The sequence below is a fragment of the Agrococcus jejuensis genome, from assembly GCF_900099705.1.
Lineage (GTDB): Bacteria > Actinomycetota > Actinomycetes > Actinomycetales > Microbacteriaceae > Agrococcus > Agrococcus jejuensis.
Genome location: NZ_LT629695.1, coordinates 826,371 through 844,211 on the forward strand (window position 1 = coordinate 826,371; position 17,841 = coordinate 844,211).

The 17,841-nt window shown below is 71.7% G+C and carries 18 protein-coding genes and 1 tRNA gene; 7 read left to right on the plus strand and 12 right to left on the minus strand.

Annotated features, from left to right (window positions below; all coding sequences use genetic code 11):
• The first annotated feature begins 35 nt into the window (after positions 1-35).
• Both BLQ67_RS03895 and BLQ67_RS03900 read left to right on the plus strand, forming a co-directional pair.
• On the plus strand, positions 36-1,586 hold the full coding sequence (locus BLQ67_RS03895) for a sensor histidine kinase (RefSeq protein WP_157674662.1): 1,551 nt from the start codon (positions 36-38) through the stop codon (positions 1,584-1,586).
• A gap of 42 nt (positions 1,587-1,628) precedes the next feature.
• On the plus strand, positions 1,629-1,919 hold the full coding sequence (locus BLQ67_RS03900; protein ID WP_092502622.1) for a WXG100 family type VII secretion target: 291 nt from the start codon (positions 1,629-1,631) through the stop codon (positions 1,917-1,919).
• Between the two features lie 195 nt (positions 1,920-2,114).
• On the opposite strand, the gene groL is transcribed toward BLQ67_RS03900, so the two are convergent.
• The 5 genes from groL to BLQ67_RS03925 all read right to left on the minus strand — a co-directional run bounded on the left by groL (position 2,115) and on the right by BLQ67_RS03925 (position 6,003).
• Positions 2,115-3,734 (minus strand): chaperonin GroEL, encoded by a 1,620-nt coding sequence (groL, locus tag BLQ67_RS03905; protein ID WP_092502624.1) that lies wholly within the window; start codon positions 3,732-3,734, stop codon positions 2,115-2,117.
• 135 nt (positions 3,735-3,869) lie between these two features.
• Positions 3,870-4,913 (minus strand): DUF3048 domain-containing protein, encoded by a 1,044-nt coding sequence (locus BLQ67_RS03910; protein WP_092502626.1) that lies wholly within the window; start codon positions 4,911-4,913, stop codon positions 3,870-3,872.
• 30 nt (positions 4,914-4,943) lie between these two features.
• Positions 4,944-5,156: a cold-shock protein gene (locus tag BLQ67_RS03915; protein WP_092502628.1), complete on the minus strand. Its 213-nt coding sequence runs from the start codon at positions 5,154-5,156 to the stop codon at positions 4,944-4,946.
• A 92-nt stretch (positions 5,157-5,248) separates the two neighbouring features.
• The gene (locus BLQ67_RS03920; protein WP_092502630.1) at positions 5,249-5,764 is read right to left on the minus strand and encodes a LytR C-terminal domain-containing protein; all 516 of its coding nucleotides are present in this window, start codon (positions 5,762-5,764) and stop codon (positions 5,249-5,251) included.
• On the minus strand, positions 5,761-6,003 hold the full coding sequence (locus BLQ67_RS03925) for a DUF3263 domain-containing protein (RefSeq protein ID WP_092502632.1): 243 nt from the start codon (positions 6,001-6,003) through the stop codon (positions 5,761-5,763). Before BLQ67_RS03925 ends, BLQ67_RS03920 begins: the two co-directional genes overlap by 4 nt.
• 76 nt (positions 6,004-6,079) lie before the next feature.
• On the opposite strand from BLQ67_RS03925, the gene msrB reads away from it, so the two are divergent.
• Complete coding sequence (msrB, locus tag BLQ67_RS03930; RefSeq protein ID WP_092502634.1) at positions 6,080-6,478, plus strand: peptide-methionine (R)-S-oxide reductase MsrB; 399 nt, start codon at positions 6,080-6,082, stop codon at positions 6,476-6,478.
• 13 nt (positions 6,479-6,491) lie between these two features.
• On the opposite strand, the gene BLQ67_RS03935 is transcribed toward msrB, so the two are convergent.
• Positions 6,492-7,421, minus strand: coding sequence for a DMT family transporter (locus BLQ67_RS03935; protein WP_092502636.1), 930 nt, complete (start codon positions 7,419-7,421; stop codon positions 6,492-6,494).
• An 83-nt stretch (positions 7,422-7,504) separates the two neighbouring features.
• Here BLQ67_RS03935 and BLQ67_RS03940 point away from each other — a divergent pair.
• A tRNA-Thr gene (locus BLQ67_RS03940) sits at positions 7,505-7,577 on the plus strand.
• A 240-nt stretch (positions 7,578-7,817) separates the two neighbouring features.
• Here the strand turns inward: BLQ67_RS03940 and BLQ67_RS03945 are convergent.
• Together BLQ67_RS03945 and BLQ67_RS03950 are read right to left on the minus strand one after the other, a co-directional pair.
• Complete coding sequence (locus BLQ67_RS03945) at positions 7,818-8,798, minus strand: DsbA family protein (protein ID WP_092502638.1); 981 nt, start codon at positions 8,796-8,798, stop codon at positions 7,818-7,820.
• Complete coding sequence (locus tag BLQ67_RS03950) at positions 8,798-9,718, minus strand: DsbA family protein (protein ID WP_092502640.1); 921 nt, start codon at positions 9,716-9,718, stop codon at positions 8,798-8,800. Before BLQ67_RS03950 ends, BLQ67_RS03945 begins: the two co-directional genes overlap by 1 nt.
• A 160-nt stretch (positions 9,719-9,878) precedes the next feature.
• On the opposite strand from BLQ67_RS03950, the gene BLQ67_RS03955 reads away from it, so the two are divergent.
• Positions 9,879-10,994, plus strand: a complete 1,116-nt coding sequence (locus BLQ67_RS03955; protein ID WP_092506764.1) for an ABC transporter ATP-binding protein — start codon at positions 9,879-9,881, stop codon at positions 10,992-10,994.
• A gap of 69 nt (positions 10,995-11,063) precedes the next feature.
• On the opposite strand, the gene BLQ67_RS03960 is transcribed toward BLQ67_RS03955, so the two are convergent.
• Entirely contained in the window at positions 11,064-11,828 is a 765-nt protein-coding gene (locus BLQ67_RS03960; protein WP_157674663.1) for a DsbA family protein, read from the minus strand.
• Between the two features lie 52 nt (positions 11,829-11,880).
• Here BLQ67_RS03960 and BLQ67_RS03965 point away from each other — a divergent pair, with 52 nt between their 5' ends.
• Complete coding sequence (locus tag BLQ67_RS03965) at positions 11,881-13,194, plus strand: DUF4032 domain-containing protein (RefSeq protein WP_092502644.1); 1,314 nt, start codon at positions 11,881-11,883, stop codon at positions 13,192-13,194.
• 3 nt (positions 13,195-13,197) lie between these two features.
• Here BLQ67_RS03965 and rlmB read toward each other — a convergent pair whose 3' ends face one another.
• Together rlmB and cysS are read right to left on the minus strand one after the other, a co-directional pair.
• Positions 13,198-14,181 carry a 23S rRNA (guanosine(2251)-2'-O)-methyltransferase RlmB gene (rlmB, locus tag BLQ67_RS03970; RefSeq protein WP_092502646.1) on the minus strand — a complete coding sequence of 328 codons (984 nt, stop codon included), beginning with the start codon at positions 14,179-14,181 and terminating at the stop codon, positions 13,198-13,200.
• Positions 14,178-15,593 carry a cysteine--tRNA ligase gene (cysS, locus tag BLQ67_RS03975; RefSeq protein ID WP_092502648.1) on the minus strand — a complete coding sequence of 472 codons (1,416 nt, stop codon included), beginning with the start codon at positions 15,591-15,593 and terminating at the stop codon, positions 14,178-14,180. Before cysS ends, rlmB begins: the two co-directional genes overlap by 4 nt.
• A 122-nt stretch (positions 15,594-15,715) precedes the next feature.
• Here cysS and BLQ67_RS03980 point away from each other — a divergent pair, with 122 nt between their 5' ends.
• Positions 15,716-16,630: a sugar-binding transcriptional regulator gene (locus BLQ67_RS03980; RefSeq protein WP_197674629.1), complete on the plus strand. Its 915-nt coding sequence runs from the start codon at positions 15,716-15,718 to the stop codon at positions 16,628-16,630.
• A gap of 104 nt (positions 16,631-16,734) precedes the next feature.
• Here the strand turns inward: BLQ67_RS03980 and BLQ67_RS03985 are convergent, their stop codons facing one another.
• Positions 16,735-17,775: a PIN domain-containing protein gene (locus BLQ67_RS03985; protein WP_092502650.1), complete on the minus strand. Its 1,041-nt coding sequence runs from the start codon at positions 17,773-17,775 to the stop codon at positions 16,735-16,737.
• Positions 17,776-17,841: the final 66 nt, after the last annotated feature.

Consider the following 17,841-nt stretch of genomic DNA (forward strand, 5'->3'; position numbering starts at 1 on the left):
TGGCAGCCAGGATCACCGTCCTGATCGTCGTCGTCATGACGATCGGACTGCTCATCGCCGGCGTCGGCACCATGACGGTCGTGCGGCAGTCGCTGCTCGACGGCACCGACCGCGACCTGCAGTACGCCCTCGCGACGTACGACGACCTCGAGGTCAGCGGGCTCGACCTGCGATCCGGCGAGTGCCAGCTCGACGGGATCCCCGCCACGTACTACCTCGCGGTGCTCGACGCCAACGGCGAGGTGCTGTGCCGCACGAGCCCGGGCGGCGAGCTCGCGCCCGGGCTGCCCCGGCTCGAGGGCGTGACGCTCGCCTACGTCGCGAGCACGACCGAGCCGTTCAGCGCGCCCTCGCACAACGGCGAGAGCAGCTGGCGCGTCGACGTGCTTCCCGTGCTCAGCGACGACGAGGGGCGCCTCGCGACGCTCGTCGTCGCGGTCGGCCTCGACCGCGTCGAGAACACGTGGCGCGGCTTCGTCATCGTCTTCGCGGGCTTCGCGCTGCTCGCCATCCTGCTCGGCGCCGCCTTCACGCGCGTGCTCGTCGACACCGCGCTGCGCCAGCTGCGCACGGTCGCCCAGGTCGCCGAGCGGTTCGCCGACGGCGACTACGAGACGCGCCTCGACGCCGGCGACCCCCGCACGGAGGTCGGCAGCCTGCGCCAGTCGCTCAACGGCATGCTGTCGCGCGTCGAGACGGCGCTCGAGGAGCGCGACGAGTCGGTCACGCAGATGCGCCAGTTCGTCGGCGACGCGAGCCACGAGCTGCGCACGCCGCTCGTCTCGGTGCGCGGCTATGCCGAGCTGTACCGCATGGGCGCCATCCAGCGGCCCGAGGACGTGGCGAGCGCCATGGATCGCATCGAGCGCGAGGCGAAGCGCATGGGCTCGCTCGTCGAGGACCTGCTGACGCTCGCACGCCTCGACGAGCGGCGCCCGCTGCAGCTGAAGCCGCTCGACCTCGTGCCGCTCGTCAACGACGCCGTCAACGACGCCCGCGTCTCGGCGCAGGACCGCACGTTCCAGACCCTCGCGATCGACCCCGACGCGCAGACGGCCGTCGACCCGTCCGCAGCCCCCGCGGAGCTCTTCGCCCCACCGCCCGTCGCGCCGCCCGCCGTCGTGCTCGCCGACGAGAACTCGATGCGCCAGGTCATCGCCAACATCGTCGGCAACGCGCTGCGCTACACCGACGAGGGCTCGCCCATCGAGCTCGGTGTCGGCGTCTCGTGGCGCCGCCGCGAGGCGATCGTGCACGTCATCGACCACGGCGAGGGCGTGCCGCCGTCGCTGCGCCGCAAGATCTTCCAGCGCTTCTACCGCGCCGACAAGTCTCGGGCCCGCGACACGGGCGGCTCGGGCCTCGGCCTCGCGATCGTGCAGGGCATCGTCGCGGCCCACGGCGGCCGCATCGACGTCATCGAGACGCCGGGCGGCGGCGCGACGTTCCGCATCGCCATTCCGCTCGCCGACGACCACGCGCTCCTGGAGCTGACGGAGCGCATCCGTCCCGACCAACCCGTGTCGACCACGACTCCTCCACAGCGGCAGCGTCGCGACCGCGGCGCCTCCACCCCCGACGCCTAGCCTCGCCACACCCCGGCTCGACCGGGACAGCGAGGAGGACCGATGAGCAGGTACGTCGTCGACAGCGACGCCATCGACAGCGCACGGGCGGCGGCGCACGCCACCGTCGGGCGCATCCAGACCGACGTCGCGGCGCTGCTGGGGCAGCTGCAGGCGCTCGAGGGATCGTGGACGGGCGGCGCGTCCGTCGCCTTCCAGGGCGTCGTCGTCACCTGGCGCGGCACGCAGATGAACGTCGAGGAGTCGCTGCGGCAGATCACGATCGCGCTGCAGCAGGCCGGTCGGCAGTACGCCGACGTCGAGTCGGCGAACACGAGGCTGTTCGCCGCGTGAGACCTCCGGCGCGCGCGGCGCGCACAGGAGGGAGCGGCCGCCGCAGCCGGACATGCGGGAAGGGCCCCGAGCGGATGCTCGGGGCCCTTCCTCTGTGGACGCCTGGGTCTCGTGACGCGTGCTCGCTTCGCTCGCGCGCTCCTCGACCCTGAGTCCTCCGCGCGGAGATCGCTTCGCGATCTCAGCGCTCCGGACTCAGAAGTCCATGCCACCCGTGGGGTCGCCAGCGGGCATCGGGTTCTTCTCGGGCTTGTCCGCCACGACCGCCTCGGTCGTGAGGAACAGGCCGGCGATCGACGAGGCGTTCTGCAGCGCCGAGCGCGTGACCTTCACGGGGTCGGCGATGCCGGCCGCGAGCATGTCGACGTACTCGCCGGTCGCGGCGTTGAGGCCCCAACCGGGCTCGAGCGAGCGCACCTTCTCGGCCACGACGCCCGGCTCGAGGCCGGCGTTGAGGGCGATCTGCTTCAGCGGAGCGTCGATCGCGACGCGCACGATGTTCGCACCCGTCGCCTCGTCGCCCTGCAGCTCGAGCGTCTCGAACGCGGCCTTGCCGGCCTGGATGAGCGCGACGCCACCACCGGCGACGATGCCCTCCTCGACGGCAGCCTTGGCGTTGCGCACGGCGTCCTCGATGCGGTGCTTGCGCTCCTTGAGCTCGACCTCGGTCGCGGCGCCGGCCTTGATGACGGCGACGCCACCGGCGAGCTTCGCCAGGCGCTCCTGCAGCTTCTCGCGGTCGTAGTCCGAGTCGGTCGCCTCGATCTCCGAGCGGATCTGGCGCACGCGGCCGGCGATGGCCTCGGCGTCGCCGGCACCCTCGACGATCGTGGTCTCGTCCTTCGTGATGACGACCTTGCGGGCACGGCCGAGCTGCGCGAGCTGCACGCCCTCGAGCTTGAGGCCGAGCTCCTCGGAGATGACCTCGCCGCCCGTGAGGATGGCGATGTCGGCCAGCTGCGCCTTGCGGCGGTCGCCGAAGCCGGGAGCCTTGACGGCGACCGACTTGAAGATGCCGCGGATCTTGTTCACGACGAGCGTCGCGAGCGCCTCGCCGTCGACGTCCTCGGCGATGATGACGAGCTGCTTGCCCGCCTGGATCACCTGGTCGACGATCGGGAGCAGGTCCTTGATCGCCGAGATCTTCTGGTTGGCGATGAGGACGTACGCGTCCTCGAACACCGTCTCCTGGCGGTCGGGGTCCGTCACGAAGTACTGCGACAGGAAGCCCTTGTCGAAGCGCATGCCCTCGGTGAGCTCGAGCTCGGTGCCGTAGGTGTTCGACTCCTCGACGGTGACGACGCCCTCCTTGCCGACCTTGTCGATCGCCTCGGCGATCAGACGGCCGATCTCGGGGTCCGCGGCCGAGATGGATGCCGTGGCGGCGATCTCGTCGGTCGTCTCGATCTCCTTGGCGTGGTTCACGAGCTGCTCGGAGACCGCTGCGGTTGCCTTCTCGATGCCGCGCTTGAGGCTGATGGGGTCGGCGCCTGCCGCCACGTTGCGGAGACCCTCGCGCACGAGCGCCTGGGCGAGCACCGTCGCGGTCGTCGTGCCGTCGCCGGCGACGTCGTCGGTCTTCTTCGCGACCTCCTTGACGAGCTCCGCGCCGATCTTCTCGAACGGGTCGTCGAGCTCGATCTCCTTCGCGATCGACACACCGTCGTTCGTGATGGTGGGGGCGCCCCACTTCTTCTCGAGCACGACGTTGCGGCCACGGGGACCGAGGGTGACGCGCACGGCGTCGGCGAGCGTGTTGAGACCACGCTCGAGGCCGCGTCGGGCCTCCTCGTCGAATGCGATCATCTTTGCCATTGCTGTCTCGTCCCTCCTGGAACACGTCGACACGTCTGTTGGCACTCGGCGGTCCTGAGTGCCAGGGAGAGTCTGGCACTCAGGGCACGCGAGTGCAAGCGAGCGCGACGCGCAGCGCCGGCGTTCGCCGAGGGCCTACGAGACGCTCGCGGAGCCCTCGTTCGGCACGAGCTCGACCCACGTGTTGCCCGGCGTCAGCACGACCGGCTGGCCCGCAGCATCCACGATCTGGATGGGGGTCGCGATGTCGGGCTTCGACCACGTCACGGGCACCCACGAGCAGCCGCTCGCGACGAACCCCTCGCCCGAGTAGCCCTCGAGCATGGTCTGCGGGATGTTGCCGTTGGGGATGACCTGCACGCGCAGGACGACGACGTTGGCGGCGGTGAGCTGGTTGCCGTTCGCGTCGAGGTCGGCGACGCCCTGCTGGCCGCGGGCCCAGCGGCCCGTGCCGGCGTCGCAGCCCCACTGGCGCGACTGCCCCTGCGAGAACGCGAGGGCGAGCTGCGACGCGGGGCCGCCCGTCGTCTGCGACGTCGGCGTGGTCTCGTCGTCGGAGTAGGCGAACTGCGGCTGCGGCGGGGCGAGCTGCGCGTTGTCGGCCTGCAGCTGCGCGGCCTGCAGGATCACGTTGTGCGGTGCCGCGTGGGGGCCGCCGCGCGAGTAGTACGCGTCGTAGGTGCCGCCGCCGTGGATGACGCTCGTCGACGTGCTCACCGCCTGCATCGCTGCGACGAAGTGGGGCTGGCCGCCCGAGAACGCGATCATGCCGCCGAACGGGCCGGCGATGCCCGGATCCATCGGGCGGATCGAGCGCACGGGGCCGATCTGCTGCGGCACGTTCGAGTGCCACACGGCGACGTAGCGGGTGAGGCCGCCCTCGACGAGCTCCTCGTAGACGATGTCGGTGGCCTCGAGGCCGAACTGCGCGCGCGCGTCGGGGTGGTCGTCGATCTTCGCGAGGATCGCGGGCAGCTGGATCTCGGCGGCGACCTCGACGCCCGTGAGCGGCGCCGTGATGGGCTCGGGCTCCGGCGTCGGCGTGGGGGTGGGGGTCGGCGTCTCGCTGTCGCTGGGGCTCGGCGATGCCGACGGCTCCGGATCGCCGCCGCAGGCCGTCAGGAGACCGGCAGCGACCATGAGGATCGCGACGGTGCGGGTGGCTCGAGATGCTCGCATGCGCGACAGACTAGAGGCCGCCGTGCGCGCTCAGCGGCGTGGCTCGCCGGGCACGACCTCACGCGCCTGCGGCCGCTCGCCGCCGTCGAGGTCGAAGTCGACTCGCTGGCCCTCGGCGAGCACGCGGAACCCGTCCATGCGGATGTCGCGGTAGTGCACGAAGACCTCGGCGGCGGACTCGTCGACGACGATGAACCCGAAGCCCTTCTCGCGATCGAACCACTTCACCGTGCCGCTAGGCATCCGCCGTCTCCTCCACCTCGCCGAGTCGTCCGGGGAGACTACAAGGCGCCCCTGGGGGACAGATGGGGGTGGCTGAGGACGGCTCAGCCGCGCTAGGGCGTCGAGGACGGCTCGGGCTCGACGCCCGTGCCGACGATGACCGTGATGGTCGAGCCCGACAGCGGCTGGTCGGTGACCTCGGTCGCCTCGACGCCGATCGCCTGCGCGATGCCGAGGGCGGCCGCCTCGAGGTCGGCGCCCTGGTAGTAGACGGTCGTCGCATCGCGCTGCTCGCTCGCGTCGGCGACGGCTGCGACGGGCCAGCCGCCGCCCTGCAGCGTCGCGGCGACGGCGTCGGCCGCGCCGGCGCCGGAGGCGTCGAGCACCGTGATCGTCGTGCCTTCGGGCAGCGCCGCGGGGTCGGTGATCGGCTCGGGACCCGTCGGCACGCTCGTGTCGACGCTGCCGACCTGCAGCAGCTGCAGGGCGCCGAGGCCGCCCACCACGAGCAGGACGCATGCGGCGGCCGCGACGATGGCCGTCATCCACCACCGCCACCAGCTGCGCTCGGTGGAGCGGTGCACGCCCACGCGGCCCATGCGCGGAGCGCCGTCGAAGCGGTCGGTCACGAGGCCTCCCCACGATCGCGGATGCGCTGGAGCCTGCGCACGAGCATGGCGTCGTATCGCAGGGCGGCCTCCGTGTCGATGAGCGCGTTGAGCAGCTGGTAGTAGCGGGTCGTGGACCATCCGAACCGTGCGCGGATCGCGCTCGCCTTCGCTCCCGCGTGCGTGCGTGCCGAACCCTCGAAGTCGAGGATCGACCGTTGCAGCGCCGTGAGATCGTCGGCGTCCTCCGGCTCGGACATGACCACCGATCATACCTTCGCCGACGGCGTAGGCCGTGCCGCGTCATGCGGGCTGCACGGCGCGTAGCATCGAGGCATGAGCGACTTCCAGGCCCCGTCCGACGACCAGTGGCGCGAGCGCCTCTCGCCGGAGGCGTACCAGGTGCTGCGCGAGGCAGGCACCGAGCGCCCCTGGACCGGTGCGCTGCTCGACGAGAACCGCCACGGCGTGTACTCGTGCGGCGCGTGCGGCCAGGAGCTCTTCAGCGACGAGGTGAAGTTCGACTCCGGCTGCGGCTGGCCGAGCTTCTACCAGGCCGACCCCGGCGCCGTGACGCTCATCGAGGACACGTCGCTCGGCATGACGCGCACCGAGGTGCGCTGCTCGCGCTGCGGCAGCCACCTGGGCCACGTCTTCGACGACGCCCCGCAGACGCCGACGGGCGACCGGTTCTGCATGAACTCGATCGCGCTCGACTTCACGCCGAAGGCCTGACGCCTCCGCGCCGTCAGGCCGCTGCGGGCGGCCGACGGCGCACGGTCGACACCGCGACGCCCGCGATCGCGAGGCCGGCGCCGACGTACGACAGCACCGACACGGGATGCCCCGACGTCGGAGCGACGAGGTCGAGCGCGAGCGCCATGACGACCTGGCCCGCGATCGACGCGAGCCCGAGCGCGAGCACGCCGATGCGATGCACCGCCACGGCTGCGATCGCGATGAAGACGCAGCCGAGCGGACCGCCGAGGTAGAGCCACCACTCGGCAGGCAGCGGCTGCAGCTCGACGCCGGATGCGAGCCGCACGGCCACGACGACCGCGAGGGCGAGCGTGCCGACGAGGAAGTTCGACGTCGTCTGCGTGAGCGCCGACTGCGTGTGGTGGTGCACCTGGCCCGCGAACGCCTGCTGCAGCGCGATGAGCATGCCCGCGACGAGCGGCAGCAGCACGAGCAGCATCGACGACGACTGGAAGCCGCCGGCCGCGGCGCCGACGCCGACGGCGGCGATCGTCACGAGCGCGCCGAGCACGCGCTGCGGCGTGATGCGCTTCGCCGCGAGCACGCCGATGCCCATGCGATCGACCGCGAGGCCCGAGAGCGTCTGACCGGCGACGATGCCGACCGTGAACAGCGCGACGCCGAGCGTCGGCACCGCGAGGCCCTGCGACGCGACGACGACGGCGCCGAAGAGGCCCGTGAGCGCGTACCACCAGCGCAGCCGCCCCTCGCGCAGCGCGACGACCATGCGGCGCGCGCCCGCGCGGCCGGCGGGCAGCACGAGTGACAGCAGGCCGACGAGCGTCAGACCGAGGCCGAACGAGATGAGCGCAGCGGTGGTGCCGTCGCCGATCCGCACGGCGAGCTCGCCGTTGACGCGGCTCTGCGCCGCCATGGCGAGGCCGCCCACGAAGGCGGCGAGGATCCACACGAGACGCACCGACCCAGCCTACGCGCGGCACGTGCCCGCACCGGCACCCCGCGCGCTCGGCGGGGCCGCGAGCGTGCGAGGATGCTGCGAGCGCCTCCTTAGCTCATCAGGTAGAGCACCGCACTTGTAATGCGAAGGTGGCCGGTTCGAGTCCGGCAGGAGGCTCGACATCGCTGACGCGGTCTTGGAATCACCTCGCTCCCCCACCCGCTGGTCGAGGAGGCCCCGAGCGCAGCGAGGAGCCGTCACGAGACCACGCGACGTGCCCGCTCGACGCGACCATGCGCGTGACCGAGCAGGAGCGGCGCTCACGTGGTCTCGTGACGCGTGCTCGCTGCGCTCGCGCGCTCCTCGACCAGCTGGCGGGAAGCCTCGCCGCGCCGCGCCAGCGACGGGCGCCGAGCGTCAGCCCTCGGCGACGAACGCCGCGAAGGCCGCCGCGTCGGCGACGTCGCCCGAGTACAGGCGGTCGCCCACGTAGACGCTCGGCACGCCGCCGAGGGGCTGTCCGCCGGGCAGCGCACCCTCGAGCGCGCGCTCGGTCGCCTGCCGCGTCCACCACGCGAACGTGCCCTGCGTCACGCAGTCGCCCGCGCCGTCGACCGCCTCGTCGGCGAGCTCGACGACGCCGGCCGCGTCGAGGTCGACGTTGCGCTCGAGCATCGCCTGCAGGAACGGCAGCGCCGCACCGGCATCCTCGTCGGCGACGCACGCGAGCGCGGCGACGCCGATCGACGACGCGTAGCCCGACTCGACGGTGTCGCCGATCGCCACGGGCACGTATGCGATCGTCGCGGTGCCGTCGGCCGCCCACGCGTCGAGCTGGTCGCCGTTCGCCTCGAGGAAGCGCGCGCAGTACTCGCACGTCGGGTCGACGACGACCGTCACGACCGTGCCGTCGCTCGGCAGCGCGTCGGGCTCGCCATCGGCGGGCACGGCATCCTGCGCCACGACGCCGTCGGCGTCGACGACGAGCGCGTCGGCGAGGTTCGCCGGGCCGTCGGCCGCCTCGAGGCGGGCGATCTGGCCGCCGATCGTCTCCTGCAGCGACTCGACGTCGGCGTCCTGCACCATCCACCGCCCCGACCACAGCACGGGCACGTCGTGCAGCAGGGCGCCGGTGCGCAGCCGCGACGCCTGCGCGTCGTCGGCCGCGAGGGTCAGCACCGTGTCGGTGCCGCACGTCGCGACCGCGGGGTCGTCGGCGGATGCGCGGTACTGCTCCACGAGATCGGTGCACGTGCCGCCGGCGTCGACGTACGCCGCCGACAGCTCGCCGAGCGACTCGGGCCCGATGGGCTCGACGCCCTGCGCGCAGCCGGCGACGAGCAGCAGCGCCGCGCACCCGACCAGGCCGGCGCCGGCCCGTCGGGTGCGCAGGCGCATCAGCCCTCGCTCGGAGCGGGCGTGGCCTCGCTGGGCGCCGGGGTCTCCTCGGTCGAGGAGCCGCCGCTGACCTGGCCGAGCGCCGCCTGCACGAACGCGGTGAACGAGGCGCCGTCGCCGGGCTGGCCGCGGTACTGCTCACCGTTCACGAGCACCGTCGGGGTGCCGGTGATCTGCACGCCGTCCTCACCCGACGGGCCGGGCTCGAGCTGCGCATCCTGCGTGGCCCGCTCGACCCACGACTCGAACTGCACCGACTCGACGCACTCCGTGAAGGCGGCGTTCGTGTCGACGCCCGCCTGCTCGGCGAGGCCGATGAGCTCGTCGTCGGTGAGGCCCTCGGTGTTCTCGCCCGGCTGGTTCTCGTACATGAGCGTGTTCCACGCGTAGAAGCTGTCGGGCGACGCCTCGGCGACGCACGCGGCGGCGTTCGCGGCGCGCGTCGAGTACTCCTCGCCGAGCGACAGCCGGTCGAGGAACGACACGGGGTGGTACTCGACCGTCGCGACCCCATCCGAGATCAGCTGGTCGATCGTCTCGCCGTTCGTGGTCTCGAAGAGGCCGCAGTACGGGCAGAGGTAGTCCTGGTAGATGACGATCTGCACGACGTCGTCGCGCTCGTCGGTCGCCACGGGCGCCTCGTCGGCGGCGAGCGCCGGCGTCGTCTCGGCGACGTAGCCCTGGCCGACGACGATGCCGTCGGACGCCATGTTCTCGGGGCCGGGCCCCGGCGGGCGGATGGCGTTGACGATCACGAGCGTGACGATCGCCACGATCGCGACCGCACCCACGAGGATGCCGCCGATCGTGAGCCCCCTCTTCAGGCGCTCGTCGCGCTGGCGCTTCTGCTGCTGCGCCTTGGCAGCCTCGCGTGCCTGCGTGCGTCGCTCGTTCTTCGTGAGTCGTCGATCGTTCGTCATCGGTCCTCGTCGGTGTCGTGGGGCCGCACACCAGGATACGGGCGAACGCTATGAACTTCCGCCGCGCCTGTGCCAGAGTGTCAGCACACGGGACTACGAGGTCCCGCTTCCATTCACGAAGGATCGTCCGGCACGTACCTGCCGGTGAAGGAGGATGACGATGGCGTCTGTCACGTTCGACAAGGCAACCCGTCTCTACCCGGGTGGCACCCGTCCCGCAGTCGATGCGATCGACCTGGAGGTGGCAGACGGCGAGTTCCTCGTCCTCGTCGGCCCCTCCGGCTGCGGCAAGTCCACGACCCTGCGCATGCTCGCAGGGCTCGAGGAGGTGAACGACGGTCGCATCCTCATCGGCGACCGCGACGTCACCGACATGCCTCCCAAGGACCGGGACATCGCGATGGTGTTCCAGAACTACGCCCTCTACCCCCACATGACCGTGGCGGAGAACATGGGCTTCGCGCTCAAGATCGCGGGCGTCGGCAAGGACGAGCGCGCCGAGCGCGTGCTCGAGGCTGCGAAGCTGCTCGACCTCGAGCCGTACCTGTCGCGCAAGCCGAAGGCCCTCTCGGGTGGTCAGCGTCAGCGCGTCGCCATGGGTCGCGCCATCGTGCGCCAGCCCCAGGTGTTCCTCATGGACGAGCCGCTGTCGAACCTCGACGCGAAGCTGCGCGTGCAGACGCGCACGCAGATCGCGTCGCTGCAGCGTCGCCTGGGCGTCACGACGGTCTACGTCACGCACGACCAGACCGAGGCCCTCACGATGGGCGACCGCATCGCGGTGCTCAAGGACGGCATCCTGCAGCAGGTCGGCTCGCCGCGCGACCTGTACGCGAGCCCCGCGAACGTGTTCGTGGCCGGCTTCATCGGCAGCCCGGCGATGAACCTGCTGCAGCTGCCGACGAACGACCAGGGCGTGCTGTTCGGCGACCACGTCGTGCCGATCCCCCGCGAGACGCTCGCGAAGGCGAAGCAGATCACGGTCGGCATCCGCCCCGAGGACCTCACGATCTCGACGTCGGGCCCCGGCCTGCCGCTCAAGGTCGACCTCGTCGAGGAGCTCGGCGCCGACGGCTACCTGTACGGCACGGCGCAGTCGTCGAAGATCGTCGACGTCTCCGAGGCGGTCGACACCGAGGCGGAGGCGACGGAGGGCGTGAGCCTCGTCGCCCGCGTCGACGGCCGCAACCACCCGCACATCGGCGACCAGGTGTTCGCGGTGCCCGACGCGTCGCACCTGCACCTGTTCGACGCGGAGTCGGGCGAGCGCCTCTAGCGCGCAGCATCCACGCACGAGCGGGGCGGGACCGGATGGTCCCGCCCCGCTTCGTCGTGTCGGGGCCAGTCAGTCGCGCGCGGCCTCGACGGCGGCCTCGAAGGTCGCCTCGTCGGTGGCGTCCTGCACGATCTGCCCATCGACGATGACCGTGGGCGTGCCCGTGAGCGGCACCGTCTGCCCGGGCAGCGACGTGTCGGTCGCCGCATCGGTCGACGCCTCGACGAACGGCGCGAAGGCGATGGTCGTGACGGCGACCGTCAGCGCCTCCGACTGCGCGCCGGCCTCGGCGGCGATCGCGAGCAGCTCGTCGTCGGAGTGCCCCGTCGTCTGCTCCCCCGGCTGGTCGGCGAAGAGCGCGCGGATGACGGCGGGCGTCGCCTCGGGGTGCAGGGACGCGACGGCGGCGACGAGGTTCGCGGCGCGCGTCGAGTACTGCGTGCCCTGCGACTGGCCGTCGAGGAACGACACGGGATGGATCTCGAGCGCGACGTCGCCGGCCGCGACCGCATCCTCGAGGTATCGGCCGTTCGCCGCGAAGAAGAGGCCGCAGTACGGGCACAGCAGGTCGACGTAGGCGACGACGTGCACGCGGTCGCCGACGTCGGTCGCGGCGACCGGCGTCGGCGTCGGGCCCGCCTGCGACGTCGACGCGACGCCCTCGTCGGTCTGCAGCACGCCATGGCTCGCCATGTTCGCGGGGAAGCCCGCCGCGAGCACCGGTGCGGGGTCGGAGGCCGAGGGCACGGGCGCGACGGCGGGCGGCAGCACGACGCAGCCCGCGAGCACGAGCGCGGCGAGGGATGCGGTGACGACGGCGGCGAGTCTGCGCATGCTCGGCACGATAGGCCACGCGCATCCACGCGTCCTCAGTAGGCTCGGGGGCATGAGCGGCAACCTCCGCATCACGTCCGCGCTCATGGACGCGACCCTGCTCGAGATGCCCTGGCACCTCCCCCTCGACCAATGGCCCGACGACGTCGTCGTGACGCTGCCGAAGGGCATCTCCAGGCACCTCGTGCGCTTCGCCCACCTCTCGGGGCGCGTCGTCGCGCTCAAGGAGACGAGCGACGAGATGGCGCGCGGCGAGTACGACATGCTGCGCAGGCTCGGGCGGCTGCAGGTGCCGTGCGTCGAGCCGCTCGCGGTCGTCGCCGGTCGCGTCGACGAGCACGGCGAGCCGCTCGAGACGATCCTCGCGACGCGGCACCTGAAGTTCTCGATGCCGTACCGCGCGCTGTACTCGGGCTCGCTCAAGGTCGCGACGGCGCAGCGCCTCGTCGACGCGCTGGCGCTGCTGCTCGTGCGCCTGCACCTCGTGGGCTTCTTCTGGGGCGACGTCTCGCTGTCGAACACGCTCTTCCGGCGCGACGCCGGCGCGTTCGCGGCATACCTCGTCGACGCCGAGACCGGCAAGCTCTACCCCGGCGGCCTCTCGCGCGGCCAGCGCGAGAACGACCTCGAGATCGCGCGCGTGAACATCGCGGGCGAGCTGCTCGACCTGCAGGCGGGCGGCAGGCTGGACGAGGGCCAGGACCCCGTCGACGTCGCGGGCTCGATCGTGGCGCAGTACCGCGAGCTCTGGGCGCAGCTCACCGAGGTCGAGCAGTTCGACCAGGCCGAGCGGTGGCGCATCAACGAGCGCGTCGAGCGCCTCAACGCGCTCGGCTTCGACATCGACGAGCTGCAGATCCGCACGGATGCCGACGGCACGAGCGTGCGCATCCAGCCGAAGGTCGTCGACGCCGGCCACCACCACCGGCGCCTGCTGGGGCTCACGGGCCTCGACGCCGAGGAGAACCAGGCGCGGCGCATGCTCAACGACCTCGATCAGTACGCGGCGGCGCAGCGGCGACGCGGCGACGACGCCGACGACGAGCAGCTCGCGCACGACTGGCTCGTGTCGCGCTTCGAGCCCATCGTGCAGGCGGTGCCGCGGCACCTGCGCGGACGCCTCGAGCCCGCGGAGGTGTTCCACCAGGTGCTCGAGCACCGCTGGTACATCGCCGAGCGCGAGTCGCGCGGCGTGCCGCTCGCCGAGGCCGTGCAGTCGTACATCGTCGACGTGCTCGAGCACCGGCGCGACGAGGCGGCGGTGCTCGAGGTGTCGACGCAGACCGTGCCCATCCCGATCATCGGCCCCAACGGGCAGCCGATCGGCGACGAGGACCTCGAGGTCGACTGGCGCGACCTCGTCTGAGGCTCAGCCCTTGCGGCGCTTCGCGACCTCGTAGAGCGTCACGGAGGCGGCGATGCCGGCGTTGAGCGACTCGGTCGCTGCCGAGATCGGGATCGACACGATCGCGTCGCACGTCTCGGCGACGAGGCGCGACAGGCCCTTGCCCTCGCTGCCGACGACGATCGCGAGCGGGCCGTCGGCCAGCTCGAGCTCGTGCAGGTCGACGTCGCCGCCGCCGTCGAGGCCGATGACGAAGACGCCCTCGGACTTCAGCTCCTCGAGCGTGCGCGTGAGGTTCGCGGCCATGGCGACGGGCGTGCGCGCCGCGGCACCCGCCGACGTGCGCCATGCCGACGCCGTCACGCCGACCGAGCGACGCTGCGGCACGACGACGCCGTGGGCGCCGAACGCGGCGGCCGAGCGGATGATCGCGCCCAGGTTGCGCGGGTCCGTGATGCCGTCGAGCGCGACGATGAGCGCCGGCTCCTTCGCCTTCGCGGCACGGTCGAGCAGGTCGCCGGGGTGCGCATACTCGTACGCGGGCACCTTGATCGCGATGCCCTGGTGCACGGTGTCGGGGCCCGACATGCGATCGAGCTCGGGGCGCATGACCTCGAGGATCGGGATCTGGCGCGACGTCGCGATCTTCAGGATCTCCTGCACGCGCTCGTCGACCTCGATGCGCGCGGCGACGTAGAGCGCCGTCGCGGGGATGCGGGTGCGCAGCGCCTCGAGCACGGCGTTGCGGCCCGTGACGAGCTCGGAGTCGTCCTTCGCGCTCGACGGCTTGCGGTGCCGCGGCGGCTGCGGCGAGCCGCCGCCGCGCGCCTTCGCGGCGGCGAGGCGCTCCTGCGCGATCTTGCGCTTGCCCGCCGGGTGCCAGGCGCGGTCCTCGGCCTTCGGCGTCGGGCCCTTGCCCTCGAGCGAGCGACGGCCCTTGCCGCCGGTGCCCTTCGTGGCGCCCTTCTTGCCTCGGGGCCGCTGCGGCTTGTTGTTGCTGCTGCTCATGCGATGCTCCAGATGGTGTCGTCCTTGCCGTCCGCCACGGCGATGCCCGATGCTGCGAGGGCGTCGCGGATGCGGTCGGCGGCTGCGAAGTCTCGTGCGTCGCGCGCGGCGCGACGGTCGGCGATGAGCGTCTCGACGAGGCGGCCGAGCGCGGCATCCGCCGCTCCCCCGCCCGTCGGGCCCCATGCCGGGTCTGCGGGGTCGAGGCCCAGCACGCCCAGCATGCCGCGCACCGACGACGCGGCGGCGAGCGCCGCATCCGTCTCGCCCGCGTCGATCGCGGCGTTGCCTGCGCGCACGGCGTCGTGCAGCGCGGCGACGGCCTGCGGGGTCGAGAGGTCGTCGTCCATGGCGGCGGCGAACGCATCCGGCACCGCGCCGACCGCGACGTCGCCGAGGCGCCCCGCGCGCTCGAGGAAGCCCTCGATGCGCGTGAACGCGGCCTCGGCCTCGGCGAGCGAGCCGTCGGCGAGCACGCCCTCGACGGTGCGGATGTCGATGGCCGAGCGGTAGTGCGGCGTGGCGAGGAAGTAGCGCACGACGATGGGCCTGGCGGATGCGAGCAGGTCGTGGGCGAAGATCGAGTTGCCGAGCGACTTCGACATCTTCTCGCCGTCGACGTTCACGGTGCCGTTGTGGCTCCACACGCTCGCGAAGTCGAGGCCCGCGGCGGTCGACTGGGCGAGCTCGTTCTCGTGGTGCGGGAAGCGCAGGTCGAGGCCGCCGCCGTGCACGTCGAACGCGTCGCCGAGGTAGCGGCGCGCCATCGCCGAGCACTCGATGTGCCAGCCGGGCCGGCCGTCGCCCCACGGCGAGGCCCACGAGGCCGTCGTCGGCTCGTCGGCCTTCGACGCCTTCCAGAGGGCGAAGTCGCGGGTGTCGCGCTTGCCGCGCGGGTCGGCGTCGCCCGCGGGCTCGAGGTCCTCGAGGCGCTGGCGCGTCAGGGCGCCGTACTCGGGCCACGAGCGCACGTCGAAGTAGACGTCGGCCGAGCCGTCGAGCGCCGCGTACGCGTGCCCGCGCTCGATGAGCGTCTGGATGAGCTCCTGCATCTGCGGGATCGACGCCGTCGCGCGCGGCTCGTACGTGGGCGGCAGGATGCCGATCGCCCGGTACGCAGCCGTGAACTCGAGCTCGATGCGGTACGCGAGGGCGAACCACGACTCGTCGTCGGTCGCGTTCGCGAGCACCTTGTCGTCGATGTCGGTGACGTTGCGCACCAACGTGGTGCGCAGCCCGCGGTGCTCGAGCCAGCGACGCCACACGTCGTACGCGAGCGCGCTGCGCAGGTGCCCGACGTGGGGGCTCGACTGCACCGTCGGCCCGCACACGTAGAACGACACCTCGCCCGCGCGCACGGGCGCGAGGTCGACGGTGCGCTGCGCGCGCGAGTCGTGGATGCGGATGGTCACCGTGAGAGCCTACGGTGCGCACGGCGTCGCTGCGCTCGCACGGGCGCCGCGGGACGTAGGATCGGCGCACGCCGTCTCGATGAGGGAGTCCGATGCCGTCCGCCCGCTCGCAGGAGATGCTCGTGCGAGCAGCGACCCTGTACTACGTCGACGGGCTGTCGCAGGCGGAGGTCGCCGATGCGATCGGCGTCTCGCGCTCCAACGTCTCGCGCGTGCTCGCGGAGGCGCGCAAGGCGGGCATCGTCACGATCACGATCACGGATCCCTTCGGTCGCGCCTCCGACCTCGAGACGCTGCTGCAGCAGCGCTTCGGGCTGCGCGAGGTGCGCGTGGCGCGCGGCTCCGACGACGACCTGGGCCGCGTGGGCCTGCTCGGCGCGGAGTGGCTCGAGCGCGAGCTGCCGCACGAGGGCGCGATCGCGCTGTCGTGGGGTGCGAGCGTGCAGGCGGTCGTGGATGCGGTCGAGCCGGGCCGCTCGCGGCCGCGCCTCGAGGTGCTGCCGCTCGTGGGCGGCCTGTCGATCGTCGACTCCGCGCAGGACGGCAACGTGCTCGTGCGCTCGCTCGCGACGAGGCTCGGCGCGAACCACCGTCGCCTCTACGCCCCCGCCGTCGTCGAGTCGGCGACGCTGCGCGACGGCCTGCTGCGCGAGTCGACCATCGGCTCGGTGCTCGAGTCGGCGGCCGCGGCGCAGATCGCGATCGTCGGCATCGGCGTCGTCGGCTCCGGCGCCTCCGCGGCGATCGTCGAGTCGACGAACCTGTCGGCCGACGAGCAGGCGTCGTTCGAGGCGTCCGGCGCCGTCGGCGACTGCTGCACGCGCTTCTTCGACGCCGCGGGCCACCACGTCGACTCCCCCGTCGATCGCCGCGTCGTCGCGATCGAGCTCGACGCGCTGCAGGGGGTCGAGACCGTCGTCGCCGTCGCGGTCGGCGGCCGCAAGGCACCCGCGGTGCGCGCGGCCCTCGCAGGCGGTCTCGTCGACGTGCTCGTGATCGACGAGCCGCTCGCGACCGCGCTGCTCGCCGAGGCGTAGGCGCCCGGCCGACAGCGTCCGACCGTCGCCAGACGCCGCGAACCCATGCGCGAACGGCTCGGACACCGGGCAGCGCGCCTACAGCCGTCAAGGCCGCAGGTTCGCTAGTCCACCCAGTGCAGCGTTTCGTCGTCGATCCAGGCCTCGTCGCCGTCGAGTACAACCTCGGCTTCGAACTGAACTGTTGAAGTGAAGTCGACTTCGATCATCGGATCGTCAAGGTCGCCATTGACCCAATCGACCTCGCTCGCGTTGTCCAGCAAGAACTCTTCGGACCGCATGTACCCAGAAATGGAGATCTCAGCCGTGGCTTCGACCCTGGGAGAAGTCGGATCAACGACCCCCTCAATGGCGATCGAGTCGACCGCGACTACTTGCCCTTCCTCGATCCCAAACCGCATGGGAGCTTCACCCGAGATATCGACGTCGCTCCATCGCATTCCGTCGAAGGAAGAAAGGTGGTCGATCACGGCACGTCGCATCGACGCTTCCTGCCTCGTCAGCAGATCCAGGCGTTCCTCGGCCATGACGGTGGCGTGTTCAAGGCGCGTCTTCACAATCAGCTGCTCGGGATTGCCGAGGACATCATCGATCTCGCTGATCAAACTCGCCGCCAACTCCTCGCCTTCGAGGAAGGCTCCATCCGCGGTAACGAAGAGCACCTCGTCGTGCTCGCTGACGGACCGCAATAGGTCCAAGAGACCGTGCCAGATGATCGTGTCGCGCAGCCCAATCGTCTGTGTCCCCTTGAGAGCGGTGGGGCGGCGCTGTTCCAGTTCCCGGACGACGAGTTCTTGGCTAGAGGTCTTCGGCCACGCCTGCACCTTGCAAGCCGCGTGCTCCAGCAGCGGACGCAAGGCGTCGCGTGACGCCTTCTCGACGTGACCCAAGAGTGGATCAAGTAGTGACTGGACGCCGGTCGGGACTTCGTACTTTCGCCGCAAGTCGCTCAAGGCCTTCTGTACCGCGTCCAGCACCTCCTTGCCGTCTCTCTCCGCGCGTCGGCGGGCTTCAGCCACGACGACCGGCGACAGAACAACTTCGACCCGGTCCTGCAGCAGCGCTTCGAGGAACTTCTTGCTGCTGGCCTTTGACATCAAGAAATCGGAGTGCAGGGCGTTCGTGTCCGGATAGATGATCAACACGGCGCAAGTCTGCTCCGTGGGCGAGCGAAAGAGATGCCGCAACGCGCCCAGTGGCTCGTGACGAGC

What these genes read in the sequence shown, in the direction of transcription:
- BLQ67_RS03915 (WP_092502628.1), bottom strand. Translation starts at nt 5,156, where the DNA reads ATGCCTAGCGGCACGGTGAAGTGGTTCGATCGCGAGAAGGGCTTCGGG.
- BLQ67_RS03895 (WP_157674662.1), top strand. Translation starts at nt 36, where the DNA reads ATGACGATCGGACTGCTCATCGCCGGCGTCGGCACCATGACGGTCGTG.
- BLQ67_RS03960 (WP_157674663.1), bottom strand. Translation starts at nt 11,828, where the DNA reads ATGCGCAGACTCGCCGCCGTCGTCACCGCATCCCTCGCCGCGCTCGTG.
- BLQ67_RS03965 (WP_092502644.1), top strand. Translation starts at nt 11,881, where the DNA reads ATGAGCGGCAACCTCCGCATCACGTCCGCGCTCATGGACGCGACCCTG.
- BLQ67_RS03910 (WP_092502626.1), bottom strand. Translation starts at nt 4,913, where the DNA reads ATGCGAGCATCTCGAGCCACCCGCACCGTCGCGATCCTCATGGTCGCT.
- msrB (WP_092502634.1), top strand. Translation starts at nt 6,080, where the DNA reads ATGAGCGACTTCCAGGCCCCGTCCGACGACCAGTGGCGCGAGCGCCTC.
- BLQ67_RS03955 (WP_092506764.1), top strand. Translation starts at nt 9,879, where the DNA reads ATGGCGTCTGTCACGTTCGACAAGGCAACCCGTCTCTACCCGGGTGGC.
- rlmB (WP_092502646.1), bottom strand. Translation starts at nt 14,181, where the DNA reads ATGAGCAGCAGCAACAACAAGCCGCAGCGGCCCCGAGGCAAGAAGGGC.
- groL (WP_092502624.1), bottom strand. Translation starts at nt 3,734, where the DNA reads ATGGCAAAGATGATCGCATTCGACGAGGAGGCCCGACGCGGCCTCGAG.
- BLQ67_RS03945 (WP_092502638.1), bottom strand. Translation starts at nt 8,798, where the DNA reads ATGCGCCTGCGCACCCGACGGGCCGGCGCCGGCCTGGTCGGGTGCGCG.
- BLQ67_RS03925 (WP_092502632.1), bottom strand. Translation starts at nt 6,003, where the DNA reads ATGTCCGAGCCGGAGGACGCCGACGATCTCACGGCGCTGCAACGGTCG.
- BLQ67_RS03900 (WP_092502622.1), top strand. Translation starts at nt 1,629, where the DNA reads ATGAGCAGGTACGTCGTCGACAGCGACGCCATCGACAGCGCACGGGCG.
- BLQ67_RS03950 (WP_092502640.1), bottom strand. Translation starts at nt 9,718, where the DNA reads ATGACGAACGATCGACGACTCACGAAGAACGAGCGACGCACGCAGGCA.